Here is a 14,759-nt window from a genome sequence, read left to right on the forward strand (position 1 = left end):
TCGGATCACCCGCGTTTCGAACGGAAATATCGATAGAGGTTGTCGAACACCGAAGCGCCCTCGGCGATCCGTTGCTCGTCGCCCGCGTTCGCCATGGCGATACCGGAGATCAGGCTGGCGATGCCGGTGGTTTCCTCGCGACCGAACTTGCCGTCCTTGAGATCGATATCGTGTACGACCTCAGCGATGGCCTGCAGCGCCGGATCGACTATGCCACTGCGGCCAAGCAGAACCTCGAAGCTGCAGCGGTCGCCCTCATGGGTGATTTCGCCCTCGAACATGTCGAAGCGCAATTCACCCTCCTTCGGCACGTATCCTTTTCCGGCCACGAAGCGGATCGTTGCATCGGCATCGATGAAGCGACGGATCAACCAGCTGCAGGCGATGCGGTCGACATGCACGTCCCGGCGCGTGACCCAGATTCGGCCCTTGAGCTCGCTCGGCTCGGCCGCCTTTTTCGGTTCCTTGGTCATGGCCTTGTCCTCTATAAGCTGTGTCTCGAGCTCGGCGATCAGACCCTCGACGGCGAGGCGATCGGTGGCGCCAAAAAAGTCGATCGCCACGACCTCGGCGAGCCGTTTGCGCAAGCGGCCGAGCTGCGAACGCGCTTCCGCATGTTTTTCCGATGTCGCGCCGGCCTTGATCGCTGCGGCCAGATCGCGTGCCTCCTTGACGATCTCCGCATAGTCGGCGTCACGAACGGCATCGAACATCGCCCGGACCTGGGCGTCCGATAGACCGTCGACAAGGCGTGCCTCGCACATCATGGCCTCGCCGCCGCCAGCGACGATCTCCTTGAGAAGCCATTCGAAATCCTCCTGCATCTCGGCATTGGCCGGGAGGGCGTAAACGGTGCTTTTGACTGCGACCGCGCCGATGCCTTGCAACCGTCGCCAGATCTTCACCCGGAAATAGGCGGGCTTGCTTGGCAGCTGATGGATCAGGAGCAGCCAGCGCTGCTCCTGCGATTCCCCTTCACTCATAAGTGAACCGTATCATGGACAGAGCCGAATGCAACACTTGTATCATTTTTCGTTTGAGCATAGCGTTCGCCTCCTCACGGATGGGCCGGCGGCGGCTTGAGCGGAGACGAAGAATGGTAGACCAATCGAATGAGGACGTCGCAGGCCGTCAGCCAAGCAGCCGCGTCGTAAAGTGGATTGACTATCGATTGCCGATTTTCACCTTCGTCAATCATGAATTGAACGACTATCCGACGCCAAGAAATCTGAACTACCTGTGGAATTTCGGTTCGTTGGCCGGGTTCATGCTGGTCGTCATGATCTTCACCGGCGTTGCTCGCCATGCACTACACAGCGGATTCGAACCTCGCTTTCGGCTCCGTCGAGCACATCATGCGCGATGTAAATTACGGATGGATGATCCGTTACATCCACCTGAACGGCGCATCGTTCTTCTTCATCGCGACCTACATCCATATTTTTCGCGGCCTTTACTACGGGTCATACAAGGCGCCGCGAGAGCTGTTGTGGATGCTGGGAGTCGTCATCCTGCTGCTGATGATGGCGACCGTCTTCTTTGGCTATGTCCTGCCATGGAGCCAGATGGGGTTTTGGGGCGCAACGGTGATCACCAACCTGTTCTCTGCAATTCCGGTAGTTGGTGAGAGCATCGTCACGTGGCTTTGGGGCGGATTCTCCGTCGACAATCCGACGCTGCAGCGCTTCTATGCCCTGCACTACCTCCTGCCGTTCGTTATCGTCGGCGTCGTGATGCTGCATCTCGTCGCATTGCATCGGCACGGTTCCAACAATCCGCTCGGCATCGACCGCAACGGGCCGGGAGACAGCATCCCCTTCCACCCCTACTACACGGTCAAGGACCTGCTCGGCTTGGCGGCTTTCCTCCTGGTGTTCGCCTTCTTCGTCTTCTACCTGCCGAACTATCTGAATTCCGCCGACGCCTTCATACCGGCCAATCCACTGCGAACGCCCGCCGAGGTCGTGCCGCAATGGTATTTCCTGCCGTTCTACGCAATTCTGCGCTCGATCCCGAACAAGCTTGCTGGCGTCATCGCCATGTTCTCGGCCGTCGGTGTCCTCTTCATCCTGCCCTGGCTGGATATATCAAGGGTCCGCAGTGCCCGCTTCCGGCCAATCTACAAGTGGATCTTCTGGCTCCTGGTCATCGACGTCATCGTTTTGGGCTGGGTCGGCGCCAACAAGCCGGAGGGCCTTTTCGTTCTCATCGGCCGCGTCGGCACACTCTATTACTTCTTCCATTTCCTGATCGTGATGCCGCTCCTCGGCATCTTCGAGCGGCCGCTGCCGCTCCCGACCAGTATCGTCTCGGCAGTCCTGCCGAAGGGCGGCGCGCATCCTGCGACAGCGCGGGTAATGGCAGATACGCCGTAACCATCCAGCCGTCGAACATCGCACCTGTCTCTGGTGGCACGGCGACGGCAGAACCAACTCCGGTCAATTCGCAGTGAAGAAAAGAGGAATATCACTATGACACTACCGACCCGCCTGGCAGTTCTCATTGCTGCCGCAACTTTCATCACCCCTTCGTTCGCCGCCAATCCTGATTGGAGCCAGGTCGGAAAGGCGCTCGGCAAAGGAGGGACCACGCAGTCCGACGGCGTCTATAGAGTTGGCTTGCCACGAACCGACCTGAAAGTATCGCTCGATGGCGTACCGCTGAAGCCAGGATTTGCCCTCGGAGGATGGATAGCGTTCGAACCAATGGGGAATCAGGCAATGGTCATGGGTGACATCGTTCTGACGCAGGACGAGGTGAACCCGGTCATGAAGAAGCTTCAAGAAGGTGGGATCGAGATCACTGCGCTGCACAACCATCTGCTGCGCTCTGAGCCAATGACCCTCTACATGCATGTCTTGGGTCAGGGCGACCCGGTCACGCTCGCCACAGCGCTTCATGCGGGATTGGCGCTGAGCAAGACACCGATGGAGAATGCCGCGTCCGGTGCCGCACAGCCGCAACCCGCCGCCCAGCAGATCGAGTTCGACACGGCGGCCGTCGACCAGGCCATTGGTCATAAAGGAAAGGCCAATGGCGGGGTTTATCAGTTCACCATCCCACGAGCCGAAACGATCACGGACGGCGGCATGACGGTCCCAGTGTCGATGGGTACCGCCATTGCCATCAACTTCCAGCCGACCGGAGGAGGCAAGGCGGCGATCACGGGCGATTTTGTACTGATCTCATCGGAGGTCAATCCAGTCATCAAAGCCCTGCAAGGCAGCCGCATCGAGATCACGGCACTGCATAGCCACATGATCGATGAGCAGCCGCGGCTCTTCTTCATGCATTTCTGGGCTAATGACGACGCCGCCAAGCTTGCGCGCGGCCTCAAGGCGGCTCTCGACAAGATGAATCTCGCGAACAGCTAGGGTCGGGTCCAGTGCGCGCCGTCAGTGTGGCCCTTGGGCTCATCGCCACGATCTCCCTGATCGTATGCTCAGTCGGCCCGGCTGCGGCGGAGCCGCCTCTGATCCTCGAGCGAACAATCCCGCTCGAAAACGTCCGGGGCCGCATCGATCATATGGCGTTCGATCGAGTTGGGGGACGACTGTTCGTCGCCGAACTTGGCAATGACAGCGTAGATGCAGTCGACCTTCAGACCGGGAAAGTCTCCCAGAGAGTCAACGGACTGAATGAGCCGCAGGGCGTCGCATATCTTGCCGATCAGGACGTGATTGTCGTCGCCAATGGCGGTGACGGGTCCGTTCGGTTTTTACGCGCCGGTGATCTGTCGTCACTGGGAACCGCTGCTCTCGGCAGCGATGCGGACAATGTCCGCAGCGATCCGTCTTCCGGCCATGTCTTTGTCGGGTATGGCGATGGCGGATTGGCCATCCTCGATCCGGTGACCCGATCAGAGCTCGAAGACATAAGACTGGCCGGCCATCCCGAAAGCTTTCAGGTCGACGCGAAAACGGACCGCGTGTTCGCGAATGTGCCGGACGCTGGGCAGATTGCCGTCATCGACCTCAAATCGCGCAAGCAGGTGGGGGCCTGGAAAACACCAGGCTTGGCTTCGAATTTTCCGATGGCGCTCGACAGCACGGGTAGACAGCTTGCAATTGTGTTCCGCAGTCCGGCAAAGCTTGCCCTGCTGGATACGGCAACTGGCGCGGTAACGGCGAGCCTCGATACCTGCGGCGATGCTGACGATGTTTTCTTCGACCGCAAGCGCGATCGAATTTACGTGAGCTGCGGAGATGGCACGATCGACATTATGCAGCGCAGCCCCGAAGGGATCGGACTGGCCGGACGTGTGGTAACATCGAGCGGAGCTCGGACCTCGCTCTTCATGCCGGAACTCGATCGTCTTTTTGTTGCCGTGCGTGCTGGATGGCTTGGATCCGAGGCTGCTATCCTCGTATTTCGCCCTTCGCCATGATGGCGATCAGCCCTCAACGGTATTGGCGAGGCGTGTGTGGTGTCGAGATGGCTATCGTGTTCGGTGCATCTCGGCCCGGCCCATGAGGTCAGATCATGTTGAGCGTTAGAGCGGCAAGGACAAGGTATCGGCCGATCTTGGCGATGGCGACGATCAGGAGGAATACGAGAAACGGTTCGCGCATGACGCCCGCAACGACCGTCAGAGGATCACCTATGACGGGCACCCAGCTCAGCAGAAGCGACCATTTTCCGTAACGACGATACCATTGCTGCGCGCGGGCGAGCCCTGTTTCGTCCACCGGGAACCATGGCCGATCACGAAAACGCTCGATGCCTCGCCCGAGCAGCCAGTTGACTACCGAGCCAAGCACGTTGCCGACGCTGGCAACAGCAATGACAAGCCAAGGCGAATAATCTGCGAGCAGCAGCCCGACGAGCACTGCTTCCGACTGCATCGGCAAGATCGTCGCGGCGATGAAGGCCGCGAGGAACAGAGCGGCATAAGCGGCAAGATCTGTCATCGCCCCGCGTCACGCGAACGCTTCAAGTCGCGCAAAGTCGTCCCCGGCCTAGTGATGGTGGCCTTCCGGCTCGACCATCTTGAACGGGAGGATCTGTTCCCTGCCCTTGGCGGTCAGGATCAGCTTTGCCTCGAACTCGTGCGGCTCGGCCGGGGCGACGCTGCTCTCGAGGCGGTGGTGATCGCCTGCGACAGGATCGAGCGGCAGCCTCTCGCGTCCCTCGGGTCGCTCGATGATCACGGTTGCTTCAAGTTCGTCGGAATGTTGGTCGATCGTGAGGCGCATGCGCTCGCCGGCGGGCGTGTCGACGATCTCGAGCGTCCCCGTGGCCAGATCGCAGGCGACCTTGAAGGGGTCGGGCGCGTGGTGGGCATGGCCGGAACTCTCTGCCACTGGCCCGCCCTCGCCTTCCAGGCGGATGTTGGCCTCCGAGAGCGCCGGCAAGTGATCGAACAGTTCCCCTCTCAGGGCTTCGGTGATGCCGACCACGTCCTTCGCGGTCGCGGTGTCGGCTACCTTGATGGCGACATCGGCATGCAGGCGATGACCGATCCAGCGCGCCTGCACCTGGGCGATCCGCTCGATGCCCGCACATGCTCGGCCCGCATGATGGATTTCCTCGACGATTCCGGGCTCGACGCCGTCCAGCATCCGTGTCAGCACCGCCTTCGACGACTGCCAGACGATGGCGAAGATCGCCACCGTGATCAAAAGGCCGATGATCGGGTCGGCGAGCGGGAAGCCGAGCCACACGCCGATGGCGCCAAGGACCACCGCAAGGCTGGTGAACCCATCCGTGCGGGCATGGTAGCCATCCGCGATTAGCGCCGCGCTGTTGATCTCGCGGCCGACACGTATCCGAAACACGGCCACGGCTTCATTACCCACGAAGCCGATGAGGCCGGCGATGGCGACCCAACCAAGAAATGCGATCGGCTTGGGATTGATAAGCCTGTCGATCGCCTCGTAGCCGGCGACGATGGCGCTGAACAGGATGATCAGGACGATGATGATGCCGGCGAGGTCCTCGACGCGGCCAAGGCCATAGGTGAAGGTCTTGCTCGGCTTGCGCCTTGCCAGCATGAAGGCGATCCAGAGTGGGATGGCGGTGACCGCGTCGCCGACATTGTGGATGGTGTCCGCAAGCAGCGCCACGCTGCCCGAGAAGAACACAATGACCAGTTGCGAAGCTGATGTGATAGCCAGTACGACGAACGACCATTTGATCGCCCAGATGCCGCGGGTCGTCGTCGCGATGGTGGGGTCGACCACGCCATGCGTGTGGCCGTGCCCGCCCTCGCCATGGTCATGGCCATGCCCGCCGAAGCCCTGGGCTGCCGGGCCGAACCCGAACCAGTCGCGTATCTTGTCCATGACGGGCGTCTCTCACAGGTACTTGGTAATGTCCTTGAACTCGTCGATCGAGCGGCGCTGCTCGCGCGCCAGCGGTCCGACGACGTCCTCCAGGCAATGGTTGAGGTGATCCTGGATCAGCGTCTTCTTGGCCTGGGAGATGGCCTTCTCGACGGCATGCAGTTGCTGGGCGATGTCGAGGCACGATCGGCCGGCCTCGATCATCTCGACGATCCCGCGCAGATGGCCGTCGGCGCGCTTCAGCCGCTTGATGATGTCGGGATGGGTTTCGTGAATGTGCGGACGCTCGTTCATGTCTTGATGCTATCCCCTGGAGAGGATATTACAAGCCTCCAAGCGGCCTCGATTCTGGTGCGCGCAACCATTCGTTAAGATTTTAGAGAATACTCGTTAAGCATGTCGAACTGGGTCCACAGCACAGCCTTTCGCCTAGTCATCGCTTTTGCGATGGCGCTCGGCGTGCTGCTGTCCCCAATGGGTAGTTCGGCCTCGCATAGCCCGATTGCGCTGGCTGCCGCCGAGGCAGCGCGTCACGCCGAGCTGGCAGCGCAGATCGAAATACATGGCCACAGCCATGACGATGGCGAAGCCGATAAGCAGAGCTTTAGTCATACCCACGGCCACAATCCGGCCGACCACACCCATGAGACGGCGAGCACGCTTCCGGGCTTCGCGCAGCCAGCTCCGCCGATAGGCCGGAGCTGGCTGGTTTACCCGCCTTCGTTTGCCGATCTGGAAATCCGTTTCCGGCTTGAGTGCCCTCCCAGGCAGATCGTCATCGCATGATCGCGGCCGCACGCGCGGCCATCTTCAACGACGACGATTGGAATTCTCATGCAAGGATCCTTCTACGAGGGTCCGCCACGCACGCCTTGCGCGCGCTGGCGGTTGGCCCTTCCTATGCTCATTGCTCTCCTGACCCTCCCACTGCTTGGTGGGGCTGCCTTCGCCCATGCCGTGGCCGAAGGCGACAAGGGCTATGTCCAGGAGATCACGGGCATCAATCGGCTGCCCTTCATCTATCTCGGCGCCAAGCACATGGTGACGGGATACGACCACATCCTGTTCCTGTTCGGCGTGATCTTCTTCCTCTACCGGATGAAGCACATCGGCATCTATGTGAGCCTATTCGCGCTCGGCCATTCCACGACCATGCTGCTCGGCGTCTATTTCAACGTCGGGATCAACAGCTACATCATCGACGCAATCATTGGTCTCTCGGTCGTCTACAAGGCGCTCGACAATATGGGCGCCTACCAGCGCTGGCTCGGCTTCCAGCCGAACACCAAGATCGCGACCCTGATCTTCGGCTTCTTCCACGGCTTCGGCCTATCGACGAAGATCATCGAGTACGACATCTCGCCCGACGGTCTCGTCCCGAACCTCCTCGCCTTCAATGTCGGCGTCGAGATTGGCCAACTCCTGGCGCTCGCTGCCATCCTTATTGTCATGGGCTACTGGCGCCGGACCGACAGTTTCTGGCGCCACGCATACACCGCCAACACCATCATGATGACCGCCGGGTTTGTGCTGATCGGCTATCAGCTCACCGGCTGGGTCGTCTCCTGAACCTCCAAAAAGATCCAAAAAAGGAATTCCCCTTATGTACAATACCGACATCCCGACCCGCGCCGAACTGCCGACATCTAGGCAACTCCTTCGCTCTGCCGTCATCGCCATTCTCGCGGCAGCGGCCATCCTTGTGACCATCGTGCTGCCGGCCGAATACGCCATCGATCCGACCGGCGTTGGGCGAGCGTTCGATCTCACCGAGATGGGCGAGATCAAGACACAACTCGCCGAAGAAGCCGAGCGGGACCGCCTTCGCGAACTGCAAAACGGCACTCCGACCGCAGTGCCAAGCCAAGATCAGCAGTCGAGTCTTCTGGAGCGCGTCTTCGCTGAACTGGTGATTGGTTCCGCCTCTGCCCAGGAACTCCGGACGGACGAAATGTCGGTCATCCTGAAGCCCGGCGAGGGAGCTGAGATCAAGCTCGTCATGGCCAAGGGCGCACAGGCAAACTACTCTTGGACGGCCAATGGCGCGGCGGTGAACTTCGACACCCATGGTGACGGCGGCGGCGAAAACATCTCATACGAGAAGGGGCGCGGGGTTGCAGAGGACGAGGGCGTACTTGAAGCAGCCTTTGACGGTAATCACGGCTGGTTCTGGCGCAACCGTACCGATGCCGACGTTACCGTGACGCTTAAGACCAATGGCGCCTACACCGACATCAAACGCATGATGTGACCGATACGGCACGTCTTATCCGGCGCCGTTTGGCGCCGGATAAGTGGCGCGCCGTCATTGCAGCCGGCGCACAAGCCACATCATCGGTCGCTCGGAAAGGCGTTCATCTCCAGGACCTCGCTTCACCCCGATAAGCGGCGCGAAATCGCACTGTCTGAAGTACGCGCCTTCCAAAGTAGCTAGCGCTCCCGTGGCTTCGTTGCGCCTGGAGTTCAGCAATCCCTAGATGACCGTTAGGATGCTGCCTCCCATCCGCCATTCCTGCCCCCTTCCCCGAAATGCGCCCGGTTTTTGCCTATGCGTTCCGGACTTCCGGAACGAGTACAACAACAGTACAACTCTGAGGAATTGATACCTCTTAGTTGTTGAATATACGTTGGTTTTCGCGACGTCCGTCCAGTCCATCATCGGAGCAACGGCTAATTTTCTATATTTTTCAATCATTTATCCACTGTTTTTAAACCACGCTGAGATTGGACAGACTGACATTGCCGGCCTGTATGATATGTGACTCATTTCATTCTATTTTTCAAAGCGTAACCATCAATGTCCCTCAGCACCGCTTTTCTGCTGATGGCACAATACAATGGTAAGGCCATCATTCCGCTCGATGAGGTCCGTCGCGATTTCTTTTCGCACCTGACGCTCCCGAAATTTCTTCGCAAGCTCAGTTCAGGCGACATCGCCCTGCCGCTCATGCGAATAGAAACAAGTCAGAAATGCGCCAAGGGTGTCCATTTGCAGGATTTGGCGGACTACATCGATAGGCGCAGACAGGTGGCCCAGAGGGAGCTTCCCAGATGAGCGGTTGGAAAATGCAGATGTGGTGCTGACGAAGCGTCCGCTTCGCGCCCAAGAGCTGCCATTCAGCATTTAGTATATTTAGTATGTGGATGGCAGCTGTCGAGGAGAAGCGGTCGTTCCGATCCAGTCGTACACCTATCGAATATCGAAAAGTTCTCGGGCACGTCGATGAATGGATCATATGAGAACCGCGCAGCAGAACGCCTGCAGGGAGCGTTCATCGCTGCTGCTCTGTTAAAATTCGTCAAGAGCGAACGCGAGGCGCGTATCGCTGCCCAGCGACGAAATTCACTCATTGCCGGCTGAAACGTTTTCAATTGCCGTTCGCGGCCAAACTTCCTCAACTGGCCGCCGAAGATCGAACCTCTGCGGGGCAGGCATGCGAACGACGGCCAGAGTGCGCAGGGTGCGCGACGGCAGGCTGGATTTCTCCAGGGAGTGGCTGCAGCTCCGCAATCCCCATGCCCCTACCGAGGTTCTGACTGAGGAGCAGGTCGAGACAATCCACGATGCCTCCATGTCAGTGCTCGAGGATGTCGGCATGCGCATCCAGGACGAAGAGGCACGTAAACTATTTGCCAGCGCCGGCTTTGCCGTCGATCACGCAACCGAGCGAGTCGTCTTCGATCGCGAGGGCCTGCTGGCACTGGTCTCCAAGGCGCCGCCGGTCGTAACGGTGCGTGGCCGCGACCCGGCAAAAAAGCTTTTCATGGGCCAAGGCCAGGTTGCCTTCACAGCGGTGAGCGGCCCGCCTTTCGTGTCCGATCTCGATCACGGCCGCCGCGCCGGCACGTTTCGCGATCAGGAAAATTTCCTGAAGATGACGCATATGACAGACGTGCTGCAGATCGAGGGCGGCACCAGCGTCGAGGCCCAGGACCTGCCGGCCGACACTCGCTATCTCGATTTCTACCTGGCCTGCTGCAAGCTGTCGGACAAGCCATGGAAGCCGCTGACCATCGGTCGCCACCGTGCCCGCGACGCCATCGAAATGGCCAAGATCTGGTACGGCGAAGACGAGGACAGCCTTGCCGCCAACCCGGTGTTCTTCATCAACACCAACACCAATACCCCGCTGGTGCTCGACGGCGAGATCGCGCAAGGCGTCATCGAATATGCGCGGCTGGGTCAGGTCGTCTGCGTTACACCCTTCGGCCTGGCCGGCGCGATGGCGCCGGCGACGGTTGCCGGTGCGCTGGTCATGCAGAACGCCGAGACTCTCGCCTGCTGCGCGCTGACCCAGATCATCCGTCCCGGTTGCCCTTACATCTACGGCGGCTTCATCTGCAACGCCGACATGAAGACCGGGTCGCCGGCCTTCGGCACGCCCGAATTCACGCTCGGCGCGCAGGCCACCGGCCAGATGGCGCGCCGCTATGGCTTGCCGTGGCGCTCGTCCAACGTGAACGCATCGAACGCCCCCGACGCGCAAGCGGCCTATGAATCCATGATGTCGCTGTGGGGAGCGCTGACCGGCCACGCCAGCGTCTTCAATCATGGGGCCGGCTGGCTGGAGGGCGGCCTGGTCGGCTCCTACGAGAAATTCATCCTCGACATCGAGATGGTGCGCATGATGTGCGCCTGGATGACGCCACTCACCGTCAGCGCCGATACGATCGGCCTGGACTCGATCAAGGAGGTCGGTCCCGGCGGCCACTTCTTCGGTACGGCGCACACGCTGGCGCGCTACGAGAACGCCTTCTACAAGCCGCTGGTTTCCGATTGGTCGAACTTCGAGAACTGGCAGGACAAGGGCAGCCCCGACGCCGCCCGCCGCGCCAACGGCATCTGGAAGCAGATGGTCAACGAGTATGAGGCGCCCGCCATCGACCCGGCAGTGATCGAAGAGCTCGAGGACTATGTCGCTGGGCGCAAGATCGAACTCGAAGCCCTGCGCTAGATGCTTGCTTCCTCGCGCTCTTTGAAAATCAAACGAATGGATTTCTGACGGAATGGATACACATGCCCGCGTGGTGGTGATCGGCGGTGGGATAACCGGCTGCGCCATCCTCTATCACCTGGCCAAAAAGGGCTGGAAGGATGTGGTGCTGCTGGAGCGCTCTGAACTGACATCCGGCTCGACCTGGCACGCCGCCGGCAATCTGTTCTCGCTGACCAGGCCGTCCAACGCCCAGCGGCTGCAGGTCTACACGATCAATCTCTATCCGGAGATCGAACGGGAAAGCGGCCAGGCCGTCGGCTACCACCCGACCGGCGGCATGCATCTGGCGGCATCGAGCGACGAGGTCACCACGCTGGCCATTGCCCGGGCCCGCGCGCGGCGCAACGGCGTCGAAGCGGAATGGATCAGCTTCGAGGAAGCAAAGGAGCGCGCACCGGTCCTCGACACCAGAAGCCTCAAGGCGGTGCTGTGGGAACCGATCAAGGGCCATGTCGACCCATCATCGGCGACCAACGCCTTTGCTGCCGCCGCGCGCAAGCTCGGCGCGAAAATCCATCGCCACACGCCGGTGACCGCGACGACACCGCGCGCCGATGGCGGCTGGGATGTCGAGACGCCAAACGGCACCATCCATGCCGACTTCGTCGTCAACGCCGCCGGCCTGTGGGCGCGAGAAGTCGGCGCGCTTGCCGGCATCAGGCTGCCGCTGCTGCCGGTCGAACATCACTACCTGGTGACCGAAGCGATCCCCGAAATCGAGGCAATGGATCACGAGCTGCCGACCATCGGCGAGAGTGAAGCCGGCTATTATTCACGCCAGGAGGGCAAGGGCATCCTGCTCGGCGCCTATGAAAGCACTTGTCACCACTGGGCCTTCGACGGCACGCCGCTCGATTTCGGCCATGAGCTGCTGCCCAACGATTTGGCCCGAATGGATCGCAATTTCGAGGTGGCGATGGACCGCATGCCGTGCCTCGGCGAAGCCGGCATCAAGAGCGTCATCAACGGGCCAATGATCTTTTCGCCCGACCTTGAACCTCTGCTCGGACCGCATCCGGAGCTGAAGAACTATTTCTGCGCCTGCGGCGTGATGAGCGGCCTGAACCAGGGCGCCGGCATCGGCAAGGTGATCTCGGAATGGATCGTCGACGGCGAGCCGGAGATGGACGTGAATTTCTGGGATGTCGCCCGCTTCGGCCGCTGGGCCGGCAAGCGCTTCACCTTCGAGCGGACCAAATATTATTACGAGAACCGGCAGGAACGCCCCTACCCGCATCTCGAATGCGCCGCCGGCCGGCCGTTGCGGACATTCCCGGCCTACGCCGCGCAGAAGGCCAGGGGCGCGGTCTTCGGCTTCAACAATGGCTGGGAGCAGCCGCTGTGGTTTGCCCGCCAGGGCGACGAACAGCGCGACATTTTCGGCTACGCCCGCCAGAACTGGTGGAAGACAGTCGGCGAGGAATGCAAGGCGGTGCGAAGTGCTGCCGGTCTGTTCGAGATATCGACCTTCGCAAAATACCGGATCTCGGGCGATGCTGCGTCCGGCTGGCTGCGGTGGCTGCTGGCGGGGCGGATCCCCGAGCCATCCGGCGCTGTCGCACTGTCGCCAATGCTGTCGGAAAAGGGCCGGCTGACCGGCGACCTGACCGTTTCGAAGCTCGACGACGGCAGCTATCTGCTGCTTGGCGCCGGCACCATGCAGGGCCAGCACATGCGCTGGTTCGACGCGCACAAGACGCCGGGCATATCGGTCGACAACCTGTCCGACAGCTGGAGCGGCCTGATGCTTGCCGGGCCGAACGCGCGGCAGATTCTGGCCAAGGTAACGCACAGTGACGTGTCGAATGAAGCGTTTCCGTTCCTGTCGGTCAGGCGCATGGAGATCCAGGGAGCGACCGATGCCGTTGTTCTCAGGGTCTCGTTTTCAGGCGAGCTCGGTTATGAGATCTACACGCCGGCAATGTACCAGGCTGGCCTCTACGATGCGCTGCTCCGGGCCGGCGCCGACCTTGGCCTGGTGCCGGCCGGCAGCAGGGCGCTGGCGAGCCTGCGCATCGAAAAGGCCTTCAAGAGCTGGGGCCTTGATCTCGCGCCGGACTACACGGTCATGGAGACCGGCATGGATCGTTTCGTCGACTGGAAACGCTCGGGCTTCATCGGCGAAGAGGCGGCGCGCGGACATCGTGCGCAAGGCGCCGTCGAGCACTTTGTCACGCTGACCGTCGACGCGGGTGACGCCGATTGCAGCGGCGGCGAACCGGTATTCCGCGACAAGTCTATGTCGGCTATGTCACGTCGGGCGCCTATGGCTACGCGACGCATGAAAGCCTCGCGCTCGGCTATCTTAAGTCGCATGTCGCCCAGACCGGCGCCGGCTTCGAGGTCGAGATCAACGGCAAGCGCCGCACTGCGTCGGCATCCGACGGACCGCGCTATGACCCGCAAGGGCTGCGCATGCGGATGTGACGACACCACATCCAAAATCCAAATCTTCCACCGCCTCCGGAAACCCCCTATAGGTGCCGCGGCTGGAGCAGTCGGTTCCGGTGCGTGAGGAGTTGCGAAAATAATGGCAAGGCGGTTACCTCCCTTTGCCGCGTTGCGGGCTTTCGAGGCGGCGGCACGGGCTGGCAGCCTGGCCGACGCCGCCGAAGAGCTGCTGATTTCGAGTTCCGCCGTCAGCCATCAGATCAAGTCGCTCGAGACCTTCGTCAGCGCCAGGCTTTTCCTGCGCGAGCAGAGCGGCCTGAAACTCACCGAGATCGGCGAGAAATATCTCGAAGGGCTGGGCGATGCGCTCGACCGCATCGAGGCGAGCACACTGTCGGTGATGCAGGACACCAAGAATGGCAGCCTGACCATCCATCTGTTCCAGTCGCTGGCGCAGATGTGGCTGATCCCGCAGCTGGACGATTTTCTGTCGTCCAATCCCGAGATCACCGTCAAGCTGATGACCAAACCGGACGAGATCGAGTTCTCCGGTTCCAGCATCGACGTCGACATTCGCTACGCCATGGCGGCACCTGCGGAACACATGTGCGAAAAGCTGATCGACGAGGTCATCGCGCCGGTCGTCTCACCGGACTATTTGCGCCACAGCGGCCCTATCGAGACGCCGGAGGACCTGCTCGGGCGGCGCCTGATCGGTTGCGAATATGAGCCGCATGAATGGGATTTCTGGTTCGAGAAAATGGGCGTCCCGGGCTCCAACCGGGCACCGAAACTGATGTTCGATTCCCGCTCCCACGCTCTACTTGCCGCAAGCGAAGGCATGGGCGTGTCGATGAACCGGCGGCCTTATGGCGATCTCCTGTTGAAACGAGGCTCGTTGATCGCGCCGTTTGCGGAAGAAGTGCGAACCGGCGGCGCTTATTACTTCATCGCGCCGAAACGATCGGCGGGGCTCGCCCGCGTCAAGCATTTCAAAGCTTGGCTGCTGTCGCTCAGCACAGGCCTTCGGGCCGAGTGACGGGCTTGGTCCTGGCTTTGCCGCGGATCGAAATCAAATTCATCGGTG

The 14,759-nt window shown here is 60.9% G+C and carries 13 protein-coding genes and 1 pseudogene; 10 read left to right on the plus strand and 4 right to left on the minus strand.

Annotated features, from left to right (window positions below; genetic code table 11):
• Positions 1 to 5: 5 nt before the first annotated feature.
• On the minus strand, positions 6 to 983 hold the full coding sequence (locus tag NKI22_RS27730; protein WP_352815243.1) for a chromate resistance protein ChrB domain-containing protein: 978 nt from the start codon (positions 981 to 983) through the stop codon (positions 6 to 8).
• A 113-nt stretch (positions 984 to 1,096) separates the two neighbouring features.
• Here NKI22_RS27730 and NKI22_RS27735 point away from each other — a divergent pair.
• The 3 genes and pseudogenes from NKI22_RS27735 to NKI22_RS27745 all read left to right on the plus strand — a co-directional run bounded on the left by NKI22_RS27735 (position 1,097) and on the right by NKI22_RS27745 (position 4,387).
• A pseudogene (locus tag NKI22_RS27735) lies at positions 1,097 to 2,375 on the plus strand (cytochrome b).
• Between the two features lie 96 nt (positions 2,376 to 2,471).
• Complete coding sequence (locus NKI22_RS27740) at positions 2,472 to 3,374, plus strand: DUF1259 domain-containing protein (protein WP_352815241.1); 903 nt, start codon at positions 2,472 to 2,474, stop codon at positions 3,372 to 3,374.
• 11 nt (positions 3,375 to 3,385) lie between these two features.
• Positions 3,386 to 4,387, plus strand: coding sequence for a YncE family protein (locus NKI22_RS27745; protein WP_352815240.1), 1,002 nt, complete (start codon positions 3,386 to 3,388; stop codon positions 4,385 to 4,387).
• An 88-nt stretch (positions 4,388 to 4,475) separates the two neighbouring features.
• On the opposite strand, the gene NKI22_RS27750 is transcribed toward NKI22_RS27745, so the two are convergent.
• Genes NKI22_RS27750 through NKI22_RS27760 form a run of 3 tightly spaced genes read right to left on the minus strand, consistent with a single transcriptional unit; the run spans position 4,476 to position 6,578 of the window.
• Positions 4,476 to 4,910, minus strand: a complete 435-nt coding sequence (locus NKI22_RS27750; RefSeq protein ID WP_352815238.1) for a YqaA family protein — start codon at positions 4,908 to 4,910, stop codon at positions 4,476 to 4,478.
• Positions 4,911 to 4,958: 48 nt separating this feature from the next.
• Positions 4,959 to 6,284 (minus strand): cation diffusion facilitator family transporter, encoded by a 1,326-nt coding sequence (locus NKI22_RS27755; protein ID WP_352815236.1) that lies wholly within the window; start codon positions 6,282 to 6,284, stop codon positions 4,959 to 4,961.
• A 12-nt stretch (positions 6,285 to 6,296) separates the two neighbouring features.
• Positions 6,297 to 6,578, minus strand: a complete 282-nt coding sequence (locus tag NKI22_RS27760) for a metal-sensing transcriptional repressor (protein ID WP_352815234.1) — start codon at positions 6,576 to 6,578, stop codon at positions 6,297 to 6,299.
• A gap of 102 nt (positions 6,579 to 6,680) precedes the next feature.
• On the opposite strand from NKI22_RS27760, the gene NKI22_RS27765 reads away from it, so the two are divergent.
• From NKI22_RS27765 to NKI22_RS27800, 7 genes are all read left to right on the plus strand, one after another.
• Positions 6,681 to 7,070, plus strand: coding sequence for a hypothetical protein (locus NKI22_RS27765; RefSeq protein WP_352815232.1), 390 nt, complete (start codon positions 6,681 to 6,683; stop codon positions 7,068 to 7,070).
• Between the two features lie 114 nt (positions 7,071 to 7,184).
• Positions 7,185 to 7,853, plus strand: a complete 669-nt coding sequence (locus NKI22_RS27770) for a HupE/UreJ family protein (protein ID WP_352815230.1) — start codon at positions 7,185 to 7,187, stop codon at positions 7,851 to 7,853.
• A gap of 133 nt (positions 7,854 to 7,986) precedes the next feature.
• The gene (locus tag NKI22_RS27775; RefSeq protein ID WP_502897721.1) at positions 7,987 to 8,535 is read left to right on the plus strand and encodes a transmembrane anchor protein; all 549 of its coding nucleotides are present in this window, start codon (positions 7,987 to 7,989) and stop codon (positions 8,533 to 8,535) included.
• A 546-nt stretch (positions 8,536 to 9,081) separates the two neighbouring features.
• The gene (locus tag NKI22_RS27780; RefSeq protein WP_352815226.1) at positions 9,082 to 9,339 is read left to right on the plus strand and encodes a pyocin activator PrtN family protein; all 258 of its coding nucleotides are present in this window, start codon (positions 9,082 to 9,084) and stop codon (positions 9,337 to 9,339) included.
• A 379-nt stretch (positions 9,340 to 9,718) separates the two neighbouring features.
• Positions 9,719 to 11,239: a trimethylamine methyltransferase family protein gene (locus NKI22_RS27785; RefSeq protein ID WP_352815224.1), complete on the plus strand. Its 1,521-nt coding sequence runs from the start codon at positions 9,719 to 9,721 to the stop codon at positions 11,237 to 11,239.
• Positions 11,240 to 11,291: 52 nt separating this feature from the next.
• Positions 11,292 to 13,796: an FAD-dependent oxidoreductase gene (locus NKI22_RS27790; protein WP_502897722.1), complete on the plus strand. Its 2,505-nt coding sequence runs from the start codon at positions 11,292 to 11,294 to the stop codon at positions 13,794 to 13,796.
• 15 nt (positions 13,797 to 13,811) lie between these two features.
• On the plus strand, positions 13,812 to 14,711 hold the full coding sequence (locus tag NKI22_RS27800) for a LysR substrate-binding domain-containing protein (RefSeq protein WP_352815221.1): 900 nt from the start codon (positions 13,812 to 13,814) through the stop codon (positions 14,709 to 14,711).
• The last annotated feature ends 48 nt before the right edge of the window (positions 14,712 to 14,759 follow it).

The sequence above is a fragment of the Mesorhizobium sp. M0778 genome (genome assembly GCF_040320105.1).
Classification (GTDB): Bacteria; Pseudomonadota; Alphaproteobacteria; order Rhizobiales; family Rhizobiaceae; genus Mesorhizobium.

Coding starts and splice junctions, on each gene's coding strand:
- NKI22_RS27730 (WP_352815243.1), bottom strand. CDS start 983: ATGAGTGAAGGGGAATCGCAGGAGCAGCGCTGGCTGCTCCTGATCCAT.
- NKI22_RS27740 (WP_352815241.1), top strand. CDS start 2,472: ATGACACTACCGACCCGCCTGGCAGTTCTCATTGCTGCCGCAACTTTC.
- NKI22_RS27750 (WP_352815238.1), bottom strand. CDS start 4,910: ATGACAGATCTTGCCGCTTATGCCGCTCTGTTCCTCGCGGCCTTCATC.
- NKI22_RS27755 (WP_352815236.1), bottom strand. CDS start 6,284: ATGGACAAGATACGCGACTGGTTCGGGTTCGGCCCGGCAGCCCAGGGC.
- NKI22_RS27760 (WP_352815234.1), bottom strand. CDS start 6,578: ATGAACGAGCGTCCGCACATTCACGAAACCCATCCCGACATCATCAAG.
- NKI22_RS27765 (WP_352815232.1), top strand. CDS start 6,681: ATGTCGAACTGGGTCCACAGCACAGCCTTTCGCCTAGTCATCGCTTTT.
- NKI22_RS27770 (WP_352815230.1), top strand. CDS start 7,185: ATGCTCATTGCTCTCCTGACCCTCCCACTGCTTGGTGGGGCTGCCTTC.
- NKI22_RS27780 (WP_352815226.1), top strand. CDS start 9,082: ATGTCCCTCAGCACCGCTTTTCTGCTGATGGCACAATACAATGGTAAG.
- NKI22_RS27785 (WP_352815224.1), top strand. CDS start 9,719: ATGCGAACGACGGCCAGAGTGCGCAGGGTGCGCGACGGCAGGCTGGAT.
- NKI22_RS27790 (WP_502897722.1), top strand. CDS start 11,292: ATGGATACACATGCCCGCGTGGTGGTGATCGGCGGTGGGATAACCGGC.
- NKI22_RS27800 (WP_352815221.1), top strand. CDS start 13,812: ATGGCAAGGCGGTTACCTCCCTTTGCCGCGTTGCGGGCTTTCGAGGCG.